This is a genomic window from Flavobacterium nitratireducens, assembly GCF_029625335.1.
In the GTDB taxonomy this organism is placed as follows: domain Bacteria; phylum Bacteroidota; class Bacteroidia; order Flavobacteriales; family Flavobacteriaceae; genus Flavobacterium; species Flavobacterium nitratireducens.
Map to the genome: position 1 here is coordinate 111,036 of NZ_CP121111.1, position 16,792 is coordinate 127,827.

Annotated in this window: 17 protein-coding genes; 2 read left to right on the forward strand and 15 right to left on the reverse strand. The window is 34.1% G+C overall.

Translation table 11 applies throughout. The features are described 5' to 3' along the window. Window positions 1–104 precede the first annotated feature (104 nt). From P5P90_RS00540 to P5P90_RS00555, 4 genes are read right to left on the reverse strand one after another with little or no spacing between them, the layout of a single operon-like run. Window positions 105–1,685 carry an MDR family MFS transporter gene (locus tag P5P90_RS00540; protein ID WP_278035318.1) on the reverse strand — a complete coding sequence of 527 codons (1,581 nt, stop codon included), beginning with the start codon at window positions 1,683–1,685 and terminating at the stop codon, window positions 105–107. A gap of 2 nt (window positions 1,686–1,687) precedes the next feature. Continuing rightward, on the reverse strand, window positions 1,688–2,767 hold the full coding sequence (locus P5P90_RS00545; RefSeq protein WP_278035319.1) for an HlyD family secretion protein: 1,080 nt from the start codon (window positions 2,765–2,767) through the stop codon (window positions 1,688–1,690). A 12-nt stretch (window positions 2,768–2,779) separates the two neighbouring features. Beyond that, the gene (locus P5P90_RS00550; protein WP_278035320.1) at window positions 2,780–4,117 is read right to left on the reverse strand and encodes a TolC family protein; all 1,338 of its coding nucleotides are present in this window, start codon (window positions 4,115–4,117) and stop codon (window positions 2,780–2,782) included. Further along, window positions 4,107–4,733 (reverse strand): TetR/AcrR family transcriptional regulator, encoded by a 627-nt coding sequence (locus P5P90_RS00555; protein WP_340696420.1) that lies wholly within the window; start codon window positions 4,731–4,733, stop codon window positions 4,107–4,109. The genes P5P90_RS00550 and P5P90_RS00555 overlap by 11 nt, the downstream gene beginning before the upstream one ends. Window positions 4,734–5,082: 349 nt before the next feature. Between P5P90_RS00555 and P5P90_RS00560 the strand changes: the two genes are divergently transcribed. After that, window positions 5,083–5,634, forward strand: coding sequence for a DUF4494 domain-containing protein (locus P5P90_RS00560; protein WP_278035321.1), 552 nt, complete (start codon window positions 5,083–5,085; stop codon window positions 5,632–5,634). A 66-nt stretch (window positions 5,635–5,700) separates the two neighbouring features. Here the strand turns inward: P5P90_RS00560 and P5P90_RS00565 are convergent, their stop codons facing one another. After that, on the reverse strand, window positions 5,701–6,429 hold the full coding sequence (locus P5P90_RS00565; RefSeq protein ID WP_278035322.1) for a sulfite exporter TauE/SafE family protein: 729 nt from the start codon (window positions 6,427–6,429) through the stop codon (window positions 5,701–5,703). Window positions 6,430–6,736: 307 nt separating this feature from the next. Between P5P90_RS00565 and P5P90_RS00570 the strand changes: the two genes are divergently transcribed. Beyond that, the gene (locus P5P90_RS00570; protein WP_278035323.1) at window positions 6,737–7,018 is read left to right on the forward strand and encodes a hypothetical protein; all 282 of its coding nucleotides are present in this window, start codon (window positions 6,737–6,739) and stop codon (window positions 7,016–7,018) included. A 642-nt stretch (window positions 7,019–7,660) separates the two neighbouring features. Here P5P90_RS00570 and P5P90_RS00575 read toward each other — a convergent pair. The 10 genes from P5P90_RS00575 to P5P90_RS00620 all read right to left on the reverse strand — a co-directional run bounded on the left by P5P90_RS00575 (window position 7,661) and on the right by P5P90_RS00620 (window position 16,778). Continuing rightward, window positions 7,661–8,038, reverse strand: coding sequence for a hypothetical protein (locus P5P90_RS00575; protein ID WP_278035324.1), 378 nt, complete (start codon window positions 8,036–8,038; stop codon window positions 7,661–7,663). 599 nt (window positions 8,039–8,637) lie between these two features. After that, window positions 8,638–9,399, reverse strand: a complete 762-nt coding sequence (gene trpA / locus P5P90_RS00580) for a tryptophan synthase subunit alpha (protein WP_278035325.1) — start codon at window positions 9,397–9,399, stop codon at window positions 8,638–8,640. A 124-nt stretch (window positions 9,400–9,523) separates the two neighbouring features. After that, entirely contained in the window at window positions 9,524–9,844 is a 321-nt protein-coding gene (locus P5P90_RS00585) for a gamma-glutamylcyclotransferase family protein (protein ID WP_278035326.1), read from the reverse strand. Window positions 9,845–9,966: 122 nt separating this feature from the next. Then, window positions 9,967–11,148 carry a tryptophan synthase subunit beta gene (trpB, locus tag P5P90_RS00590; RefSeq protein WP_278035327.1) on the reverse strand — a complete coding sequence of 394 codons (1,182 nt, stop codon included), beginning with the start codon at window positions 11,146–11,148 and terminating at the stop codon, window positions 9,967–9,969. A gap of 1 nt (window position 11,149) precedes the next feature. Then, the gene (locus P5P90_RS00595; protein WP_479724209.1) at window positions 11,150–11,785 is read right to left on the reverse strand and encodes a phosphoribosylanthranilate isomerase; all 636 of its coding nucleotides are present in this window, start codon (window positions 11,783–11,785) and stop codon (window positions 11,150–11,152) included. 125 nt (window positions 11,786–11,910) lie between these two features. Next, window positions 11,911–12,702, reverse strand: a complete 792-nt coding sequence (gene trpC, locus P5P90_RS00600; protein WP_278035329.1) for an indole-3-glycerol phosphate synthase TrpC — start codon at window positions 12,700–12,702, stop codon at window positions 11,911–11,913. A gap of 82 nt (window positions 12,703–12,784) precedes the next feature. Next, on the reverse strand, window positions 12,785–13,777 hold the full coding sequence (gene trpD / locus P5P90_RS00605) for an anthranilate phosphoribosyltransferase (RefSeq protein ID WP_278035330.1): 993 nt from the start codon (window positions 13,775–13,777) through the stop codon (window positions 12,785–12,787). 78 nt (window positions 13,778–13,855) lie between these two features. Further along, entirely contained in the window at window positions 13,856–14,422 is a 567-nt protein-coding gene (locus P5P90_RS00610) for an anthranilate synthase component II (protein WP_278035331.1), read from the reverse strand. Window positions 14,423–14,495: 73 nt separating this feature from the next. Then, window positions 14,496–15,896: an anthranilate synthase component I family protein gene (locus P5P90_RS00615; protein WP_278035332.1), complete on the reverse strand. Its 1,401-nt coding sequence runs from the start codon at window positions 15,894–15,896 to the stop codon at window positions 14,496–14,498. 315 nt (window positions 15,897–16,211) lie between these two features. Continuing rightward, the gene (locus P5P90_RS00620) at window positions 16,212–16,778 is read right to left on the reverse strand and encodes a YceI family protein (protein WP_278035333.1); all 567 of its coding nucleotides are present in this window, start codon (window positions 16,776–16,778) and stop codon (window positions 16,212–16,214) included. Between the last annotated feature and the right edge of the window lie 14 nt (window positions 16,779–16,792).

Sequence of the window (16,792 nt, forward strand, 5' to 3'; positions counted from 1 at the left end):
GAAATTTTAAAGTATAAATAAGTAAAAAGCCGTTCCGATTGATCTCGGAACGGCTTTTTGTTATCAAGCTTTTATAATCTGAAATCTAAATTCTGCAATCTGGATTAATGCATTGCATCGGCAGGATTGACTTTGTTTTTGCCTTTTTTGATTAATAAAATAAAAGGAATGCAGCATAAAAACAGCAAACCTAGATAGAGAAAAATATCCATGTAGGCTAAAACAGTACTTTGTTTAATGACCGAAAAATCAAGTACTTCGTAAGCTTTTTTCAGTGATTCGTTAATCGAATACCCTTTAGCCATAAAACCTTTTTGCAACTGAGCTATTCTTTGTTGTACTTCAAAAGTGGTACTGTCAAGATTGGCTATTAAATTCACACGATGCATCTGTGTTAATCGGGTGATGAAAGTGGTAATGATGGCAATACCAAACGAACCACCTAATTGTCTCATCATTCCTGTAAAAGCAGCTCCTTCACCAATATTCTTTCCTTTTAATGTTGAGAGTGATAGGGTAGTGATAGGTACAAAAAGCAATCCTAAACCAACACCTCTTAATATTAAAGGCCAAAACATATGTTCTACACCCGTATCAGGAGTCATGTTGTAATACATGCTCAATGTAAAAATGAAGAAGATTAAAAACCCTACTGCTACCATGTAACTTTGAGGAACACCTTTCTGAATCATTTTCCCTACAAAAGGCATCATTATCGCTGTGGTGATGGAACCAGGAATCAATAATAAACCAGCGTCAGTAGCTGTCCATCCTAGTATAGCCTGAGTATAAATAGGAATAATCAATGTTGAACCGTACAATCCAAAACCCATGATGAAACTCATTATAGTTCCAATTCGCAAATTACTGTCTTTTAATACTTTTAAGTTTACAATTGGGTATTTGTACACTAATTGTCTCCAGATAAAAAGAATGAGCCCAAATATAGAGATGATGCTTAATGCGACAATTGAACTATCATTAAACCAATCGTCTTGTTGTCCGTGTTCCAAAACAAATTGTAAAGAACCAATAAAAGTGGCCAAAAGTATAATTCCGTACCAGTCTACCTGATTGGATTTTAATTTTTCACCGTATTTAGGGCTTCTTACAAAGCTTAAGGTTAACAATGTAGCAATAATTCCTAAAGGGATATTGATGTAAAAAATATAAGGCCATGCAAAATTATCTACTAAATATCCTCCTAATGGCGGCCCTAATGTAGGGCCCACAATTACACCCATTCCGTAAATAGCTTGCGCCATTCCTCGTTTAGCTACAGGATAACTTTCGGTAATAATGGTTTGGGCTGTAACCAGCAATGCGCCACCTCCTAAACCTTGTACAAATCGGAAGGCAACTAATTCCCAAATGTTAGTAGCATTTCCGCATAAAAAAGAAGAAACTGTAAAAATAATGATCGATACAGCAAAATAATTACGTCTTCCAAATTGTTGCGAAAGCCAGCTTGTCATAGGGATTACAATAACGTTTGCAATGGCATAGGCAGTAATTACCCAAGCCACATCCGTTAGGGTAGCTCCTAGGCTTCCCCTCATATCGGTCAAAGCCACGTTGACAATAGTGGTATCAACAATTTCCAGCAAAGCACAAAGTACTGCGGTAATGGTTATGATAACCCTCCTAAAGCCATATTCTACTAAATCGTCGTCTGCTACTGTCATTTTTATTTAATATGTACATCTACTTCTACGTTCATTCCAGGACGTAATAGTTTTACTTTTTCAATATCATTAGTCGCATCAATACTAATTTTCACCGGTAATCGCTGAATCGTTTTTACGAAGTTACCAGTTGCATTATCTGGAGGTAAAATAGAAAAACGAGAACCTGTAGCAGGAGAAAAGGAGGTAATGGTTCCTTTGAATTCGTAATCAGGATAAGCATCTACTTTTAAAGCTACTTTTTGACCAGCAACCATTTTGTTCAATTGTGTTTCTTTGAAATTGGCAATTACCCAAGCTTCATTGTTATTGATAATGTAAAATAAAGATTGCCCTGGTTGTACCAATTGTCCTGGTTGAAGGTCAATTTTAGAAACCTGTCCGTCCATTGCTGCTGTTACTACAGTGTAACTCAAGTTCAATTTAGCTGTTTCTAATAAAGCTTGTGCTTTTTTGATATTAGCCGAAGCGACATCAATTTGTTTGTCTGATACTACCGATTTAGCCTGTGTAACAGATTTTTGAAAAGCGGTAGCTCTTTGTTGTTGTTCTAATATGCGAACTTGATTTTCAGCCTCTTGTTTTGCAGCTAAAGCCTGTTCATATTGTTGTTTGGTAATCGTATGATTTTTATACAAATTGCTGTAACGGTTGAAATCATTTGTTGCCAATCCTAATTTGATTTTAGCAGTTTGAATATTTCCAGTAGCCGATTTTACATTAGCATCCGAAACCGAAACACTAGCTAAAATACTACCTACATCAGCTTTAGAAACTTCATAATTTCCTTGAGCCGCTGCCAATGCTGCTTCGGCCTCATCAATTTTTAGTTTGTAATCTTTATGGTCAATCGTAAATAAAGTATCTCCTTTTTTTACAAAATCATTGTCTTTGATGTACACCTTGCTAATATAACCAGAAACTCTAGGGATGATAGGAGTCATGTATTTTTCTACTTGAGCATCATCTGTGCTTTCGTGAGATAAGGAATGAATGTATTTGTAAGAACCATATATAACACCTAATAGTACTAAACTACCTATTATAGTTATAAATTTTTTATTTGTATTTTTCTTTTCCATTTTAGGTATCGATTATATTTTAGAAAGGTTGAAAGTTTGGTTTAATTGGCCTGAAGCTGCTAATACGTTGTAATATTTCTGAATTACATTCGTTTTGGCTACCGTTTTATTGATTTTAGCGCTTAATTGTTCAACATCGGCCTCTAATAAGTCATTGGTGTCCGCTAAACCATTGTCGTATTTGTCTTTGATGATTCGGTAGTTTTCTGAGCCTTGTTCAACAGCCTGTGAGTAAACTTCGTCTTGTTTTAGGGCTAAATCATAATTCTCTAATGCTTTTTGTACTTGAATTTTAATATAGTCAGTTAGCATGTTTTCAGCGTTTTGAAGTTCGGCCGCTTTGCTTTTGGCAATTTTTACTTCGGTTCCATTTTTAAAAATATCACTGATGTTATAGGAAAGACCTATTCCAAAATTCATGGCATTTTGCACCATTACTACATTTTTTAAATCCAGTGTAGTGTAACCCGCTAAAAGTGATAGCGAAGGATAATAACCACTTCGAGCAACCTTTATGCTAGCTAAACTGGCTTTTTCTTGAAAACGTAAGGCTTCTAAATCTTTACGATTTTCTAATGCTGGATTTTCATCTTTTGGAAGTGTATTCATTTCCAAAATAGCCAAATCACTTTCATTCACTTCAATTTTAGTTTCTGGATTCAATTTTAATAAGGTAGCCAATTCATAATTCACTACATTTAAATCGCTTTTTGCCTTATCTAAAGACAATTTTACCTTAGAAAGCTGCAATTGTGTTTTTAGCAAATCGTTTTTAGGTACGATTTCGTTTTTTTCTAATTCGGTAAAATCTTTGACACGTTGGGCTGCACTTTTGTAATTTTCAGTAAGCAATTCAACCGTTTTTTCAGCTTGGTACAAGGCAATATAATAATTGATGACCTGCATAGCCGTTTCTTCTTTGGTTTGCAAAGCATTGGCTGTTTCTGCTTGGTATAAATTATCCGAAACCTTGATGCTGTTTTGTAATTTGAATCCAGAAAAAATAGGCAAGTTGGCCGTTATTTGTCCAAGTACTAATTGGTCTACATTGGGTGCTTTTGATTGTGAACCACTTTCATTTGTTGCATCATTACTTTTTAAATCGATATCTGCTTTTGTCAATCGTTGGTATTGAGCAGAAGCTTTCAAATCGGGATATCTGTGGTTTTTAACCGATTGTAATTCGTGTTTTTTAGTCATTACCTTGGTATTGGCTAAAGTAACTTCATTGCTTTTCTCCCAAGCCAGTCGGATGGCTTCCTCTAGTGACAAACTCTTTTTGTCTTGTGCATTTGTGGGAGCTATTCCCAGAATAAAAACACCAAAGAGTAGTAAATAATTAGCTTTCATAGGTTAGCAGTGCTTTTATTGTTTGTTGAATATGGGTTTTAAATTTAGTTTGTAGGTACTCCTCAAAAGCTTCATCCGTTTCGAGATTCAATAGTTTTTTGAAATAAGCTTTGTTCATACTAAAGTGAAAAAACGTACCCATAATTGTTGGTGGAATCAAAGGAATATTTACGTCTTTTCTAAAGATTCCTTTTTCTTGTCCTTCATGAATAATGGTTTCCAAGGATTTTAAATTTTTGTCTCTTACTTCGTTTAAGACTTTCAATTTATCTTCTTTTTCTTCTGAGGAAAATTCGAAATGTAAAATGCGGTATATGCCTTTATTACATCTGATTCGATTGATATAGAGTTCAATGAGCTTATCTATTTTTTCCACCGGATCTAACTTTTCATGAGATAAATTTTCAATTTTAATCTTCAAATCCGAGGTACGGTAAATAATCAAAGCTTCTAATAATTTTTCTTTAGAACCAAAATAGTAAGAAACCATGGCGATATTAATATCGGCTTCTTTAGCAATAGTTCGAATGGAAGTTTTTTCAAATCCATTTTCTGCGAATAGTTTTTCGGCAATCAGAAGAATTTGGATCTGTTTTTCATTAAAATCAGTTTTCACTTGAATTTATTTTTGAATTACACTGCAAAATTAAACAACTGTTTAATTTAAACAGTTGTTTAATTTTTATTTAACCTAATATTAACATTTTAAATCCGTTAGAAAAAGCTTGTTTTGGAGCTTAATGGCTTGTTTTTTAGTGTGTTTGTGTGGTGTTTTGTAAATTCAATATTCGTTTTATTACTATCAGTTGTCTACTATATAATAGTGTTTCGGTTTTGAATATTCTAATAACTTCAAAGCGAACAAACTAGTGGGTAGCAGCAAAATTTGTGAATATCTATTTCTAAATTTCTGTATTTATTAGGTGCTAAAATTTATCTTTGGCATCCTTAAAAAATCAAAAAATATGAGCGCAATTTGGTACGAATGCAAAGTAAAATATAGAAAGACGGACGAAACTGGAAATCAAAAAATGGTAGGCGAAATCTATTTGGTAGATGCTATTTCTTTTACTGAAGCCGAAAGTAGAATTAATGAAGAAATGAAGGCTTATGTGAGTGAGGAATTTAAAATTGCAAATATTAAAGTAGCTAATTATGCCGAAATTCATCCTTTTGAAAATGCCGATAGATGGTTTAAATCAAAAATTTCGTTGATTGCCTATGATGAAGAAAGCGGAAAGGAACGCAAGACCAATATGTATTTTCTAGTACAGGCTAACGATGTTAAAGAGGCTTATGATAATACCGTACATACCATGAAAGGTACGATGGGAGATTATAGTATTCCGGCTATTTCAGAATCGGCTGTATTAGACGTTTTCCCTTATTTTAGTGGTGATGAAGACGAGTTAGAACAATTAGAACGATTCAATACCTTAAAAGCTTCAAAACCGGTGATCGCAGAAGTGGAGGATCACATGGAATTTGTAACAGAGACCGAAGAGGAAACAATATAAATTATTGAGATTATAAAGTGCAAAATCGCAAATTAGTGCTACTATGGCTAGGCTAGTTTGCGATTTTTATTTGAAGATTATTTTAAAAAGAGTAATAAGACCTGTAATCAAAATCAAAACTAAAACAATCGATTTGAATTGTGTTTCCGAAATTCGACTTAGAATTTTCTTGCCTATATAGGTTCCTACAATACTAACGGCAAGTAAAATAGGGATGAGGTACAAATCGTGTTGATGAACATAGCCGTTATAGGTATATACAAAACTTCTGCTGGAATCAATGGCCAAATCAATAATGGCAGAGGTTGCAATAAAGACTTCCATTTTTAGGTTGTAAGCCGCTAGGGTCATTCCTCTAATGGCTCCACCTGTTCCTAGTAATCCTGCAATTAATCCAGACAAGGTTCCGCCCAGTATGGAATTAGAAAGAGTTGGCTTGATACTAATGTTTTTAAAAACAAGAAAAAACACACTGATTAGGATTAAGAAAGCTGCAAGCGCAATTTCAAGTATTTTAGTTTCAATGTATTTACTGATAAACGATCCTATAATCACAAAAAGAACTGCGGGGACACCTATGGTGAGCAGTAGTTTTTTGTCAAATCCTTTTCTAAAAAAAGCAATTTTAGTGATGTTACTCGATACATGAAAAAGCGCAGTAATCCCTAAAACAGAATGAAAATCTAAAAAATAACTAGCAATTGGGACAAAGAATAAAGAAGAACCAAATCCTCCTACGGTTCCTAAAATTTCAGCTAGTAACGCTAATAGTATGAATAGGGCTAGATTTTCCAATAGATGTTGTTTTGACTAGAAAGGCATTATGATACAATTAGCTTATTAGCAGGTATTTGTTATGTAAAAATACACTAAAAAGGCATAACTAACTCTTTTTTTTCGAAAAGAAACACAGCCTATTTGGAGAAGATTTTTCTTTTTTTGTATTAAATTTTATAAAAGCTTTGGCAAAAATTAATAAAATATTGGCAATAAAAAAAAGATAGTCACTAAATTTATGATAGGTTATTGTTCGGTCAATTTCTATTCAAGCCCATTATTTAATAACAATAACAAGGAGAGTATTAATTAATTTTTTTCAATTATGACAGAAGAATTCACAATTATAGAGAAAGAAGATATTGCTTCTCTAAAGTTTCCAACTACAGATGTATTGGAGGATGATATCGAAGTAAAAACAAGAATAAGCGAGATAAACAGGGCTTTATCTTTAGGGAATTTAGAACACTCAAAAATTAAAATTTTCTTTGAAGACAATGAATCCAAGAAGATTGTCAATACTACCGTTTGGGCGGTAACAGACAAAAATGTGGTTTTAAAAAAAGGAGTTGTTATCCCGATTAATCGAATTTATAAGCTGTTTTAACAGCAAGTTCAATTGTTAAATTTCCCAAATCTATAATTGTATTTTTGAATGTTTTGGGATGGAAAACGGCGCAAGCCTCTACGGAGTTTGCGCCGTTTTTTATTGATTTTTCATGTAAATAGGTACTATATGTTATCGAGTATCAGTTAGGGAATTTTCACTACTATTTTCACTCATTTAAAATAAAAAAGAAACTATAATTAGTACAATTGGCAAGAAAAATATCAATCCAAGTATTTTTAAAAAGTCCGAACGATTCTGTTCTTTTGCGATTATTATTTTAATAATAATGATAAAGGAATAAATAGCGATAATCAAAAATGTTATCATAATTAAAGCTCCATTTGCTGCTCCACAGGAGTTTGGATAATTAGAAGATCCTGATTTAAACCAATTAATAACAAAAACTATCCAAAATATGTAAATAATGAGAAAGAGTGTTGATATTTTGTGTCGAATAAATAATTTCATTTAGATATTAATTACATATTCGTTTTTTTTATTTTTCGAGTTTATGCTCTAATCTGGTGCCCGGTTGCACTGTGTGCCTGCTTCTTTCGTTTTTCCTAAATAGGGTGTTTGTAAAGCTTTTAAAAATGAAGAGGACAAGCAATTGCTTACAGCTAAATTAAGAGTTGCTTTTTATTGTTTTGTCAGTGTATATTTATCTCCATTAGAGTTTGTTAATAGTAGAGTGTTTCCCTTTAGGTTATAATTCCACTCGTAAGACAAAATCAGAGTCCAATCGAAATCGGCTGTCCAAATACATTTGTTTTGAAAGTTAATGGAATTGCTTGAAATCGAATAGCTTCCATTACAAATTGCTGGATATCTTGCAGTTTCGCTTTCGCCTGAATATGTTCCATTATTGAACGTTAATTTCACATTAGCAGTAGTTCCATTTCTTTCAAACATTCCCACGTATTCACCATTAATTTCAGTTGGTAATTTTTCGACATCATTATTGCAAGAAAGGGTTATAAATACAATCCCTATTAATATTACTTTTATTAGTTTCATAAGTAGCTTTTTTTAATAGATGTGTTTTTGTATGCAACGTTACGTTATTATGTACGAAGAACTATAATTTAAATATCCTGTGAGTTGTTATTAGTAGCAATCGTTTAGTAGTTTGGGTATCACTTCGCTGTATCATTTTCTATATTACAAAGATTTTTTTACAGATTATAACCTATAGTAAATTTTGCGTATCCATTTTTTACTTTTACTCTACTGCCAGTATAATAGTCATATTCTAATAAAGGCGAAAGTCCACATTTATTGCACTTCGGAAAGTAATCTAAAAGCTTTGCATTTTCAGTCAATTCTGCCCATGCATATTTAAACTGTGTGAAACTTGGTATTGTAAATTTATAAAATGTCATCTTCTTGTCGTCTTTTTAGGCTGACCGCTAACTTGTTCATCTGCTCAGTTTTTACTCTTTTAGTTGAGCTTATACAACCAATTTTGGTTAGATAAACTCAGTTCAAGTTGAGCGTTATTTTTTATAAAAGTATAAAAATTAATCTTACAAATATTTCAGTTTAATACAAAAAATACCGCCAATTCACATTTTAATCTGCGAATTGGCGGTAAATAAATTTATAAAAAGGAAAAACTATCTAATCGCTTTCACAAAATCGGCAATTTTTGTTGTTCCTTCTTCGGATAGGTGTTTGATAAAAGCACTACCAATAATGGCGCCTTTGGCGTATTGGGTAGCTTGATTGAAAGTTTCTGCATTGTTGATTCCAAAACCTACAATTTGTGGGTTTTTCAGATTCATGTCGGCAATGCGTTTGAAATAATCTTCTTGTACGTTTCCAAAACCAGCGGAAGATCCCGTTACACTCGCTGAACTTACCATATAAATAAATCCGCTGGAAACACTGTCAATAAAACGAATGCGCTCGTCAGAAGTTTGTGGGGTAATCAAAAAGATGTTGATTAGGCCGTATTTGTCAAAAATAGCCTTGTATTCTTCGGCATAAACTGCCACTGGTAAATCAGGGATAATCAATCCGTCGATGCCAATTTCGGCACATTTTTGGCAAAAAGCTTCCACACCATATTGCAACATCGGGTTGAAATAGCCCATGATAATTAACGGAATAGAAACGGTTTTACGGATAGCTGCCAATTGGTCAAACAGGATTTGAGTGGTCATTCCGTTGTGCAAAGCTGCTGTAGAACTCGCTTGAATGGTTGGTCCATCAGCCAATGGATCGCTAAAAGGCAAACCAATTTCAATTAAGTCGATGCCATTTTTTTCTAAGTCTTGGATAATTTGTACCGTATCATTTAGATTTGGATATCCCGCCGAGAAATAGATGGATAGTATTTTTTTGTCTTCTTGTAATTTTTGTTCGATTCTGTTCATTGTATAGTTTCGATTTTTACCACTAATTGTATTTTTATTGTATATCATTAAGTAATTAAGTATAGTTAAGACTTAATTTTCTTAATGTCTTAATGGTAAAATTAATAGTTAATGCTATTTGTTTTTAATTGGTAACAATATAAGCCCAAGCGGTTTGTAGCGACTCCAGGGTTACTTCAATTCGTTTGTAGTGCAAACCCTCGTAGGTGTCGGCGCGATTTACATCTTCTTCAGTAATATCATAGACAATTCCTGTTACGATGTCATCTGGATTATCAGTCGCCGTAATAATAGGATATTTTTCTAAACCAAATTCTTCTTCGATTTCGATATAATTGATAACAAATCCAATCAATCGATCTGGAACACCTGATAAAGTGCGTCCAAATATTGTTTCTTGAATATGTTTGTCTTTTAATGTTCCGTAAGCAAATAATTTTTCCATTGGTGCTATTTTGAAAATTAAATGTTCTTGTTTTTTGCGTTAGGGATGGCAGCGGTAGCTCCCGATTTTTCATCGGGACTATAGCGTACAGCCCGACCCGCCGCGGCGAGGTAACGCCCTAATTAATATTTAAAATATTCGATATAATTATTTAAATCCTTATCGCCTCGACCTGAAAGACAAATTACAACGATGTCTTCTGGTTTGAATTTTCTTTCGTCTAAAACGGCAAAAGCGTGCGATGATTCAATTGCAGGAATTATTCCTTCTAATTTACTCAATTGTAAACCGGCATTCATTGCATCGTCATCGGTTATCGAGAAGAATTCAGCGCGACCACTTTCTGATAAATGGGCATGCATAGGTCCTACACCTGGGTAATCTAAACCAGCGGAAATAGAATAAGGCTCCGTGATTTGTCCGTCGGCTGTTTGCATTAAAAGGGTTTTGCAACCGTGGATGATTCCCACTTTTCCTAATTTACTAGTAGCGGCACTATATCCCGTATCAATTCCTTTTCCTGCTGCCTCCACTGCAATGATACCTACTTCTGGTTCGTGTAAAAAGTGGTAAAAAGTTCCAGCAGCATTACTACCACCACCTATACAAGCGACAACGTAATCTGGATTTTCACGTCCCTCTTTTTCTTTTAATTGCCATTTTATTTCTTCTGAAATGACACTTTGGAAACGGGTTACCATATCAGGGTAGGGATGTGGTCCAATAGCTGAACCTATAATATAATGCGTATCTACAGGGTTGTTAATCCAGTCACGAATGGCTTCGTTAGTCGCGTCTTTTAACGTTCTAGAACCTGAAAGCGCAGGGCGTACCGTTGCACCTAACATTTTCATACGCGCTACGTTTGGAGCTTGGCGAGCAATGTCAATTTCGCCCATGTACACAATACATTCCAATCCCATTAAGGCACATACCGTAGCGGTGGCCACACCATGTTGTCCTGCACCAGTTTCGGCAATAATACGTTTTTTACCGAGTTTCTTAGCTACTAAGATTTGCCCGATAGTATTGTTTATTTTGTGTGCTCCAGTATGATTTAAATCTTCTCTTTTTAGATAGATTTTAGTATTGTATTTTTCAGAAAGACGTTTGGCAAAATACAACGGGCTTGGGCGGCCTACATAATCTTTTAATAATTGGTCAAACTCAGCTTTAAAATCTGGTTCGGCCATAATTTTTAAATATTGTTGGCGTAACTCCTCTACATTTGGATATAACATTTCAGGGATGTAAGCTCCTCCAAATTGGCCATAATAGCCTTTTTCATCAACGTTGTATAACATTTTATTTGTTTTTTATTATTAGGGACAATTCACGAATTGTCCTTACATCATTGGTATTTTTCAATCCAGGTTCTATTTCAAATTTACTGTTTACATCAATAGCATAAATAGGTAAATTCGTTTTTAGTATTTCATTAACAGCATCCATTTCGTTAAGACCAATTCCGCCACTCAGGAAAAAAGGTTTTTTTGAAGGGTATTTTTCCAATACTTTCCAGTCAAATGTAGTTCCGTTTCCTCCAGGTAATTTTCCTTTGGTATCAAAAAGAAAATAATCGCATACTCCTTCAAATGGAGCAAGAACAGCGAAATCAAAATCATCGGCAACCGAAAAGACTTTGATTATCTCGATAGAAGCTGCTAAACTCGTTTTCAAATTTACGCAAAATTCTACAGATTCTTTACCATGTAATTGTACAGCCCGCAAATTATGTATTTCTACTTTGCTAATAATATTTTCAATCGTTTCATCAACAAAAACGCCTGTTTTTTTTATGGATTCGGGCAGTTGTGGAATGACAGCGTCAAAATAACGGGCTGATTTTTCCCAAAAGATAAATCCCATATAATCTGGTAGGAGCGTCCCTACTTCGAGTATATTATCGGGATATTTCATGCCGCAGACTTTTAGTTTCATAATTTGTTTTTTATAACCGCAAAGTTTTTATAACCGCAAAGGACAGAAAGCCCTTCGACAGGCTCAGCGTAACACGCAAAGTACACAAAGCTGTAAGCTGAATACTGAATACTGAATACTGCCTTTTAATTCCTAACTTCTAACTCCTTAATAAATTCCGTTGCTGCTTGTCCAGCATTATCCGTTTTCATAAAGTTTTCACCAATTAGGAATCCTTTATAACCATAAGGTTTTAGTTCTTGGATGGCTTCAATCGAACTAATACCGCTTTCAGAAACTTTGACAAAGTCATTTGGAATCATATCGGCCAATTGCTTACTGAAATCCAAACTTACTTCGAAAGTTTTTAAATTTCTATTATTTACTCCAATCATATCTAAAGTAGGCATGATGGATTTTTCTAATTCTTCTTGGTTGTGAACTTCTAATAAAACTTCTAGTCCTAAGCTTTTAGCAAATTCCGATAAGGATTTGATTTCTTCGCGTGTTAAAACCGCCGCGATTAGTAAAATCAAATCGGCGCCATGGGCTTTTGCTTCTAAGATTTGGTACTCATCTACAATGAATTCTTTCCTTAATAACGGGATGTTTACCGAAGCTCTTGCCAATAATAAATCGTCCAGCGAACCGCCAAAGTATTTTCCATCTGTTAAAACCGAAATTCCACATGCGCCTGCATTTTCATAGCCTTTTACCACTTCTTCCACTGAAAAACTATGATTGATGACCGCTTTCGAAGGAGAACGACGTTTGTGCTCGGCAATGATTCCTGAGTTGCTGTTTCTTAGATTGTTACTTAAAGAAATGATTTTTTTTTCAAAGAAAACCGATGCTTCCAATTGGGAAACAGGAATAATTGATTTTTTAAGTTCGACTTCTCTCTTTTTATCAATGATGATTCTATCTAATATGTTCATTGTTTTTTGTTTAGAGTTTAATTGGTTTAAGGTTTAAAAAGTTCGAGTGCTGAAACTTTGAACCTTAAACTTTAAACTAAATTTATCTGCTTAATTCTTGTAATTTTTTCAAGGCTGCTAATCCTTTTCCAGAGAATAAGCTTTCCTTAGCTTGTTCAAATCCTTCAAGAGGTGTACAACCAGTAACAGTTGCAATTGCCAGTGCTGCATTGGCACAAACAACATTGTTTTGTGCTTCAGTTCCTTTTCCGGAAATAATATCGATAAACATTTGCGCCGATTCAGCAACGGTTTTTCCTCCTTCGATATCACTTTGTTTAATTCGTTGCACACCAAAATCTTCTGGATGAATCATTCCTTCAGTACTATGGGTGATTACCTTGGTTGCACCTGTTAAAGATACTTCGTCATAGCCATCTAAGGCGTGAACAATGGTAAAATTACTATCGGTATTTTGATATAAATAGCCATACATTCGAGCTAATTCGAGGTTAAAAACACCTAATAATTGGTTTTTAGGAAATGACGGATTAATCATTGGTCCTAAAATATTGAAAATAGTTCTTACCCCTAATTCTTTTCGGATAGGTCCCACGTTTTTCATTGCGGGGTGAAATAGAGGAGCATGTAAAATACATATTCCAGCCTGATCCACACATTTTTTTAGAAAATCCTGATCGTTACTAAATTTAACGCCTAAACTTTCCATTACATTACTAGAACCAGTGATCGAGGAAACCCCGTAATTTCCGTGTTTGGTTACTTTTACACCTGCTCCTGCTGTAATAAATGAAGCCAAAGTAGAGATGTTAAAGGTGTCTTTTCCATCACCTCCTGTACCCACTAAATCGATAGTGTTGTACTCGGATAAATCGATACGCACACACAATTCCTGAAGTGCTTCTCTAAATCCTGATAGCTCTTCAATGCTTATGCTTCGCATCATATATACGGTTAAAAATGCTGCAATCTGACTTGGGTTGTAGCTCCCGTTAGAAATATTAACCAAAACGTTTTTTGCTTCTTCTCTCGAAAGTAATTCGTTATTGATTAATCTATTTAATATGTTTTTCATTTTTTTAAGTTGCTAAGAATTTTGGTGACGAAAATTCTAAGTTTTATTAACTGAATACTGAAATCTGCAAACTGCTTACTAACTATTTACCCAGTTTTCAAGCATTTTTTTACCATTTGGTGTCAAAACACTTTCTGGGTGAAATTGTACCCCACGTACATCGTAGGTTTTATGGCGTAAGGACATTACTTGACCATTTTCATCAAAAGAAGTGGCTTCTAAACTATCTGGCAAAGTGGCGTCTACAACCCATGAATGGTAACGTCCTACTTCAAATTCTTTTTCTAAACCTTGAAAGGTGATTTCGTCATCAACAACGGTTTTTACGGTCGTCGCTACGCCGTGGTACACCTTGTCTAAGTTAGATAAGGTACCACCGTAAACTTCTCCAATTGCCTGCTGACCTAAGCATACACCAAAAATGCTTTTTGTGGGGCCGTATTTTTCGATAACAGGTTTGAGCAACCCCGCTTCATCTGGAATTCCAGGGCCTGGTGACAAAAGAATTTTATCAAATTGAGCAACATCCTCTAATTCAAATTCATCATTTCTATATACCGTAACCGCACAATTTAAATCTTCCAAATAATGTACTAAATTGTAAGTGAAGCTATCGTAATTATCTATAACTAATATTTTTTTCATTTTATTTTTTGGTTTAAAGTTTTAGGTTCAGAGTATAAAAAACTGAACACTAAAAACTGAACACTGAATACTTTTATATTGTTTCTGCCAAATCTAAAGCGGTATTTAATGCTCTTAATTTGTTATACACTTCCTGCATTTCGCTTTCTTCGTTAGAGCTCGCTACGATACCGGCACCTGCTTGGCAATGCAATTGATGGTTTTTACTCAAGAAAGTTCGGATCATTATGGCGTGATTAAAATTGCCTTCAAAATCCATAAAACCAATTGCTCCACCATAAAAACTTCGACTCGTGGTTTCATAATCTTCAATTAATTGCATCGCTCGGTGTTTAGGAGCACCACTTAAAGTTCCTGCTGGGAAAGTATCCGCAACGACTTGCATGGTTGTCGCATTATCGTGTAAATGTCCAGTAACTTTAGAAACCAAGTGGATTACGTGTGAGAAGAATTGCACCTCTCTATAACGCTCTACATTTACATTATGTCCGTGACGACTTAAGTCATTTCGAGCTAAGTCCACTAACATTACGTGTTCACTGTTTTCTTTTTTATCTTCTGATAATTGTTTGGCCAATAAAGCATCTTTTTCGTCATCACCAGTTCTTTTGAATGTACCAGCAATAGGATGAATTTCGGCTTTACGGTCTTTTACGATGATTTGCGCTTCTGGAGAAGATCCAAAAATTTTGAAATCACCATAGTCAAAGAAGAATAGGTAAGGAGAAGGGTTGATGCTTCTCAATGCACGATATACATTGAATTCGTCTCCTTTGAAACCTTGGGTAAAACGTCTAGAAAGTACTAATTGAAACACATCTCCACGGAAACAATGTTTTTTAGCCAAGGCTACATTGTGTTTGAACTCTTCATCCGTTAAATTAGAGAAGCCTTCACCTTCTTTTGTAAATTTATAAGAAGGAATATTTCTGGACTGCATCAATTGTTCGATTTCATCGATATTATTTCGGTCGTCTACACTGTGACAAAAAATATACGCTTCATTTTTAAAATGATTGATGGCTATGATGTTTTGATACACGGCATAATATACATCTGGAATGGCATTGCTATTTTCTTTTTTGGCAATACTAATTTTTTCAAAATAACGAACCGCATCATAAGAAATATAACCAAATAAACCATTGTTGATGAATTTAAAATTGGTTTTCTCTGATTCGAATTTTCCTGAGAATTGTTGAATTACTTCTGGGATATCCGTTTGTGCATCGATTGAAATAGTTTCGGTAGTACCATCTGGAAATTGCTTAATAATGGTTTCGTTTTCAATTTTAATGGAAGCAATAGGATTACAGCAGATGTAAGAGAAACTGTTATCGTTTCCGTGATAATCACTACTTTCTAGCAATAAACTATTAGGAAATTTATCTCTGATTTTAAAATACACACTAACAGGGGTTATAGTGTCAGCTAGTATTTGCTTAAATTTTGTATTTAATTTAAATGGTTTCAATTGTAAAATAGTTAAAATTTATAAGCATTTGTTTGTTTTTCGTTTGGCATAAAAAAAAGGCCTGTCGTGATGACAAGCCTTTTATATTTATATATTATAATACCATAGGAGCTTACTTCACGACTATTGACGTAAATTGTTCCACCACCAAGTATTATTTGTAATTGTTGTTTTCATATTGCAAATATAAGAATGTAATTTTAATATGCAAATGTTACAAAATAAAAAAAATAAACAATGTTTAGTTGATTCGTTAAAACACAAAAAACCCCTAAGGTTTGAAGTTAGGGGCTCTTGTAATAGTTTAATGCTATATTAGAATTTGATAGCTACAGCTAATTCAAAATCATCATAGATTGTTTTGTCTCCTAATCCTTGGAAGAAGTTTCCAGAACCGTATTTAATATCGTATTTAGTTCTATCTACTTTGAAAGCAGTAGTAGCTGTATTTCCTTTTACAGCTAAATCAAAACTAATTGGTTTAGTAATTCCTTTGATTGTTAAGTCAGCAGTTACAGCATAAACGTCTTTTGCTTTTGCACCAATTTTTTTGATAACCAAAGTTGCAGTTGGGAATTTCTCAGTTCCAAAGAAATCGTCTGCTTTTAAGTGACCATTTAATTTTGCTTGGTAATCTCCGCTTAAATCAGTTGCATTCAAAGAAGTCATGTCTACAGTAAATGTTCCACCAACTAATTTTTTTCCTTTAAATACTACAGCTCCATCATTGAAGTTTACAGTTCCTGAGTGTTCACCAGTTACTTTTTTACCAACCCATTTGATTGTTGATGCTTTAGCATCGATTTTTTTAGTTTGAGCGTTTACTGAAATTCCAGCTACAGCTACGAATAATGCAATTGCAATTGTTTTTAAATTTTTCATGATTGTTCTAATTT

Excerpts from the sequence above, each read along its gene's own strand:
- P5P90_RS00620 (WP_278035333.1), bottom strand. The coding sequence starts at position 16,778 with ATGAAAAATTTAAAAACAATTGCAATTGCATTATTCGTAGCTGTAGCT.
- P5P90_RS00550 (WP_278035320.1), bottom strand. The coding sequence starts at position 4,117 with ATGAAAGCTAATTATTTACTACTCTTTGGTGTTTTTATTCTGGGAATA.
- trpC (WP_278035329.1), bottom strand. The coding sequence starts at position 12,702 with ATGAACATATTAGATAGAATCATCATTGATAAAAAGAGAGAAGTCGAA.
- trpA (WP_278035325.1), bottom strand. The coding sequence starts at position 9,399 with ATGAACAGAATCGAACAAAAATTACAAGAAGACAAAAAAATACTATCC.
- P5P90_RS00570 (WP_278035323.1), top strand. The coding sequence starts at position 6,737 with ATGACAGAAGAATTCACAATTATAGAGAAAGAAGATATTGCTTCTCTA.
- P5P90_RS00585 (WP_278035326.1), bottom strand. The coding sequence starts at position 9,844 with ATGGAAAAATTATTTGCTTACGGAACATTAAAAGACAAACATATTCAA.
- P5P90_RS00545 (WP_278035319.1), bottom strand. The coding sequence starts at position 2,767 with ATGGAAAAGAAAAATACAAATAAAAAATTTATAACTATAATAGGTAGT.
- P5P90_RS00540 (WP_278035318.1), bottom strand. The coding sequence starts at position 1,685 with ATGACAGTAGCAGACGACGATTTAGTAGAATATGGCTTTAGGAGGGTT.
- P5P90_RS00610 (WP_278035331.1), bottom strand. The coding sequence starts at position 14,422 with ATGAAAAAAATATTAGTTATAGATAATTACGATAGCTTCACTTACAAT.
- trpD (WP_278035330.1), bottom strand. The coding sequence starts at position 13,777 with ATGAAAAACATATTAAATAGATTAATCAATAACGAATTACTTTCGAGA.
- P5P90_RS00560 (WP_278035321.1), top strand. The coding sequence starts at position 5,083 with ATGAGCGCAATTTGGTACGAATGCAAAGTAAAATATAGAAAGACGGAC.
- trpB (WP_278035327.1), bottom strand. The coding sequence starts at position 11,148 with ATGTTATACAACGTTGATGAAAAAGGCTATTATGGCCAATTTGGAGGA.
- P5P90_RS00575 (WP_278035324.1), bottom strand. The coding sequence starts at position 8,038 with ATGAAACTAATAAAAGTAATATTAATAGGGATTGTATTTATAACCCTT.
- P5P90_RS00595 (WP_479724209.1), bottom strand. The coding sequence starts at position 11,785 with ATGAAACTAAAAGTCTGCGGCATGAAATATCCCGATAATATACTCGAA.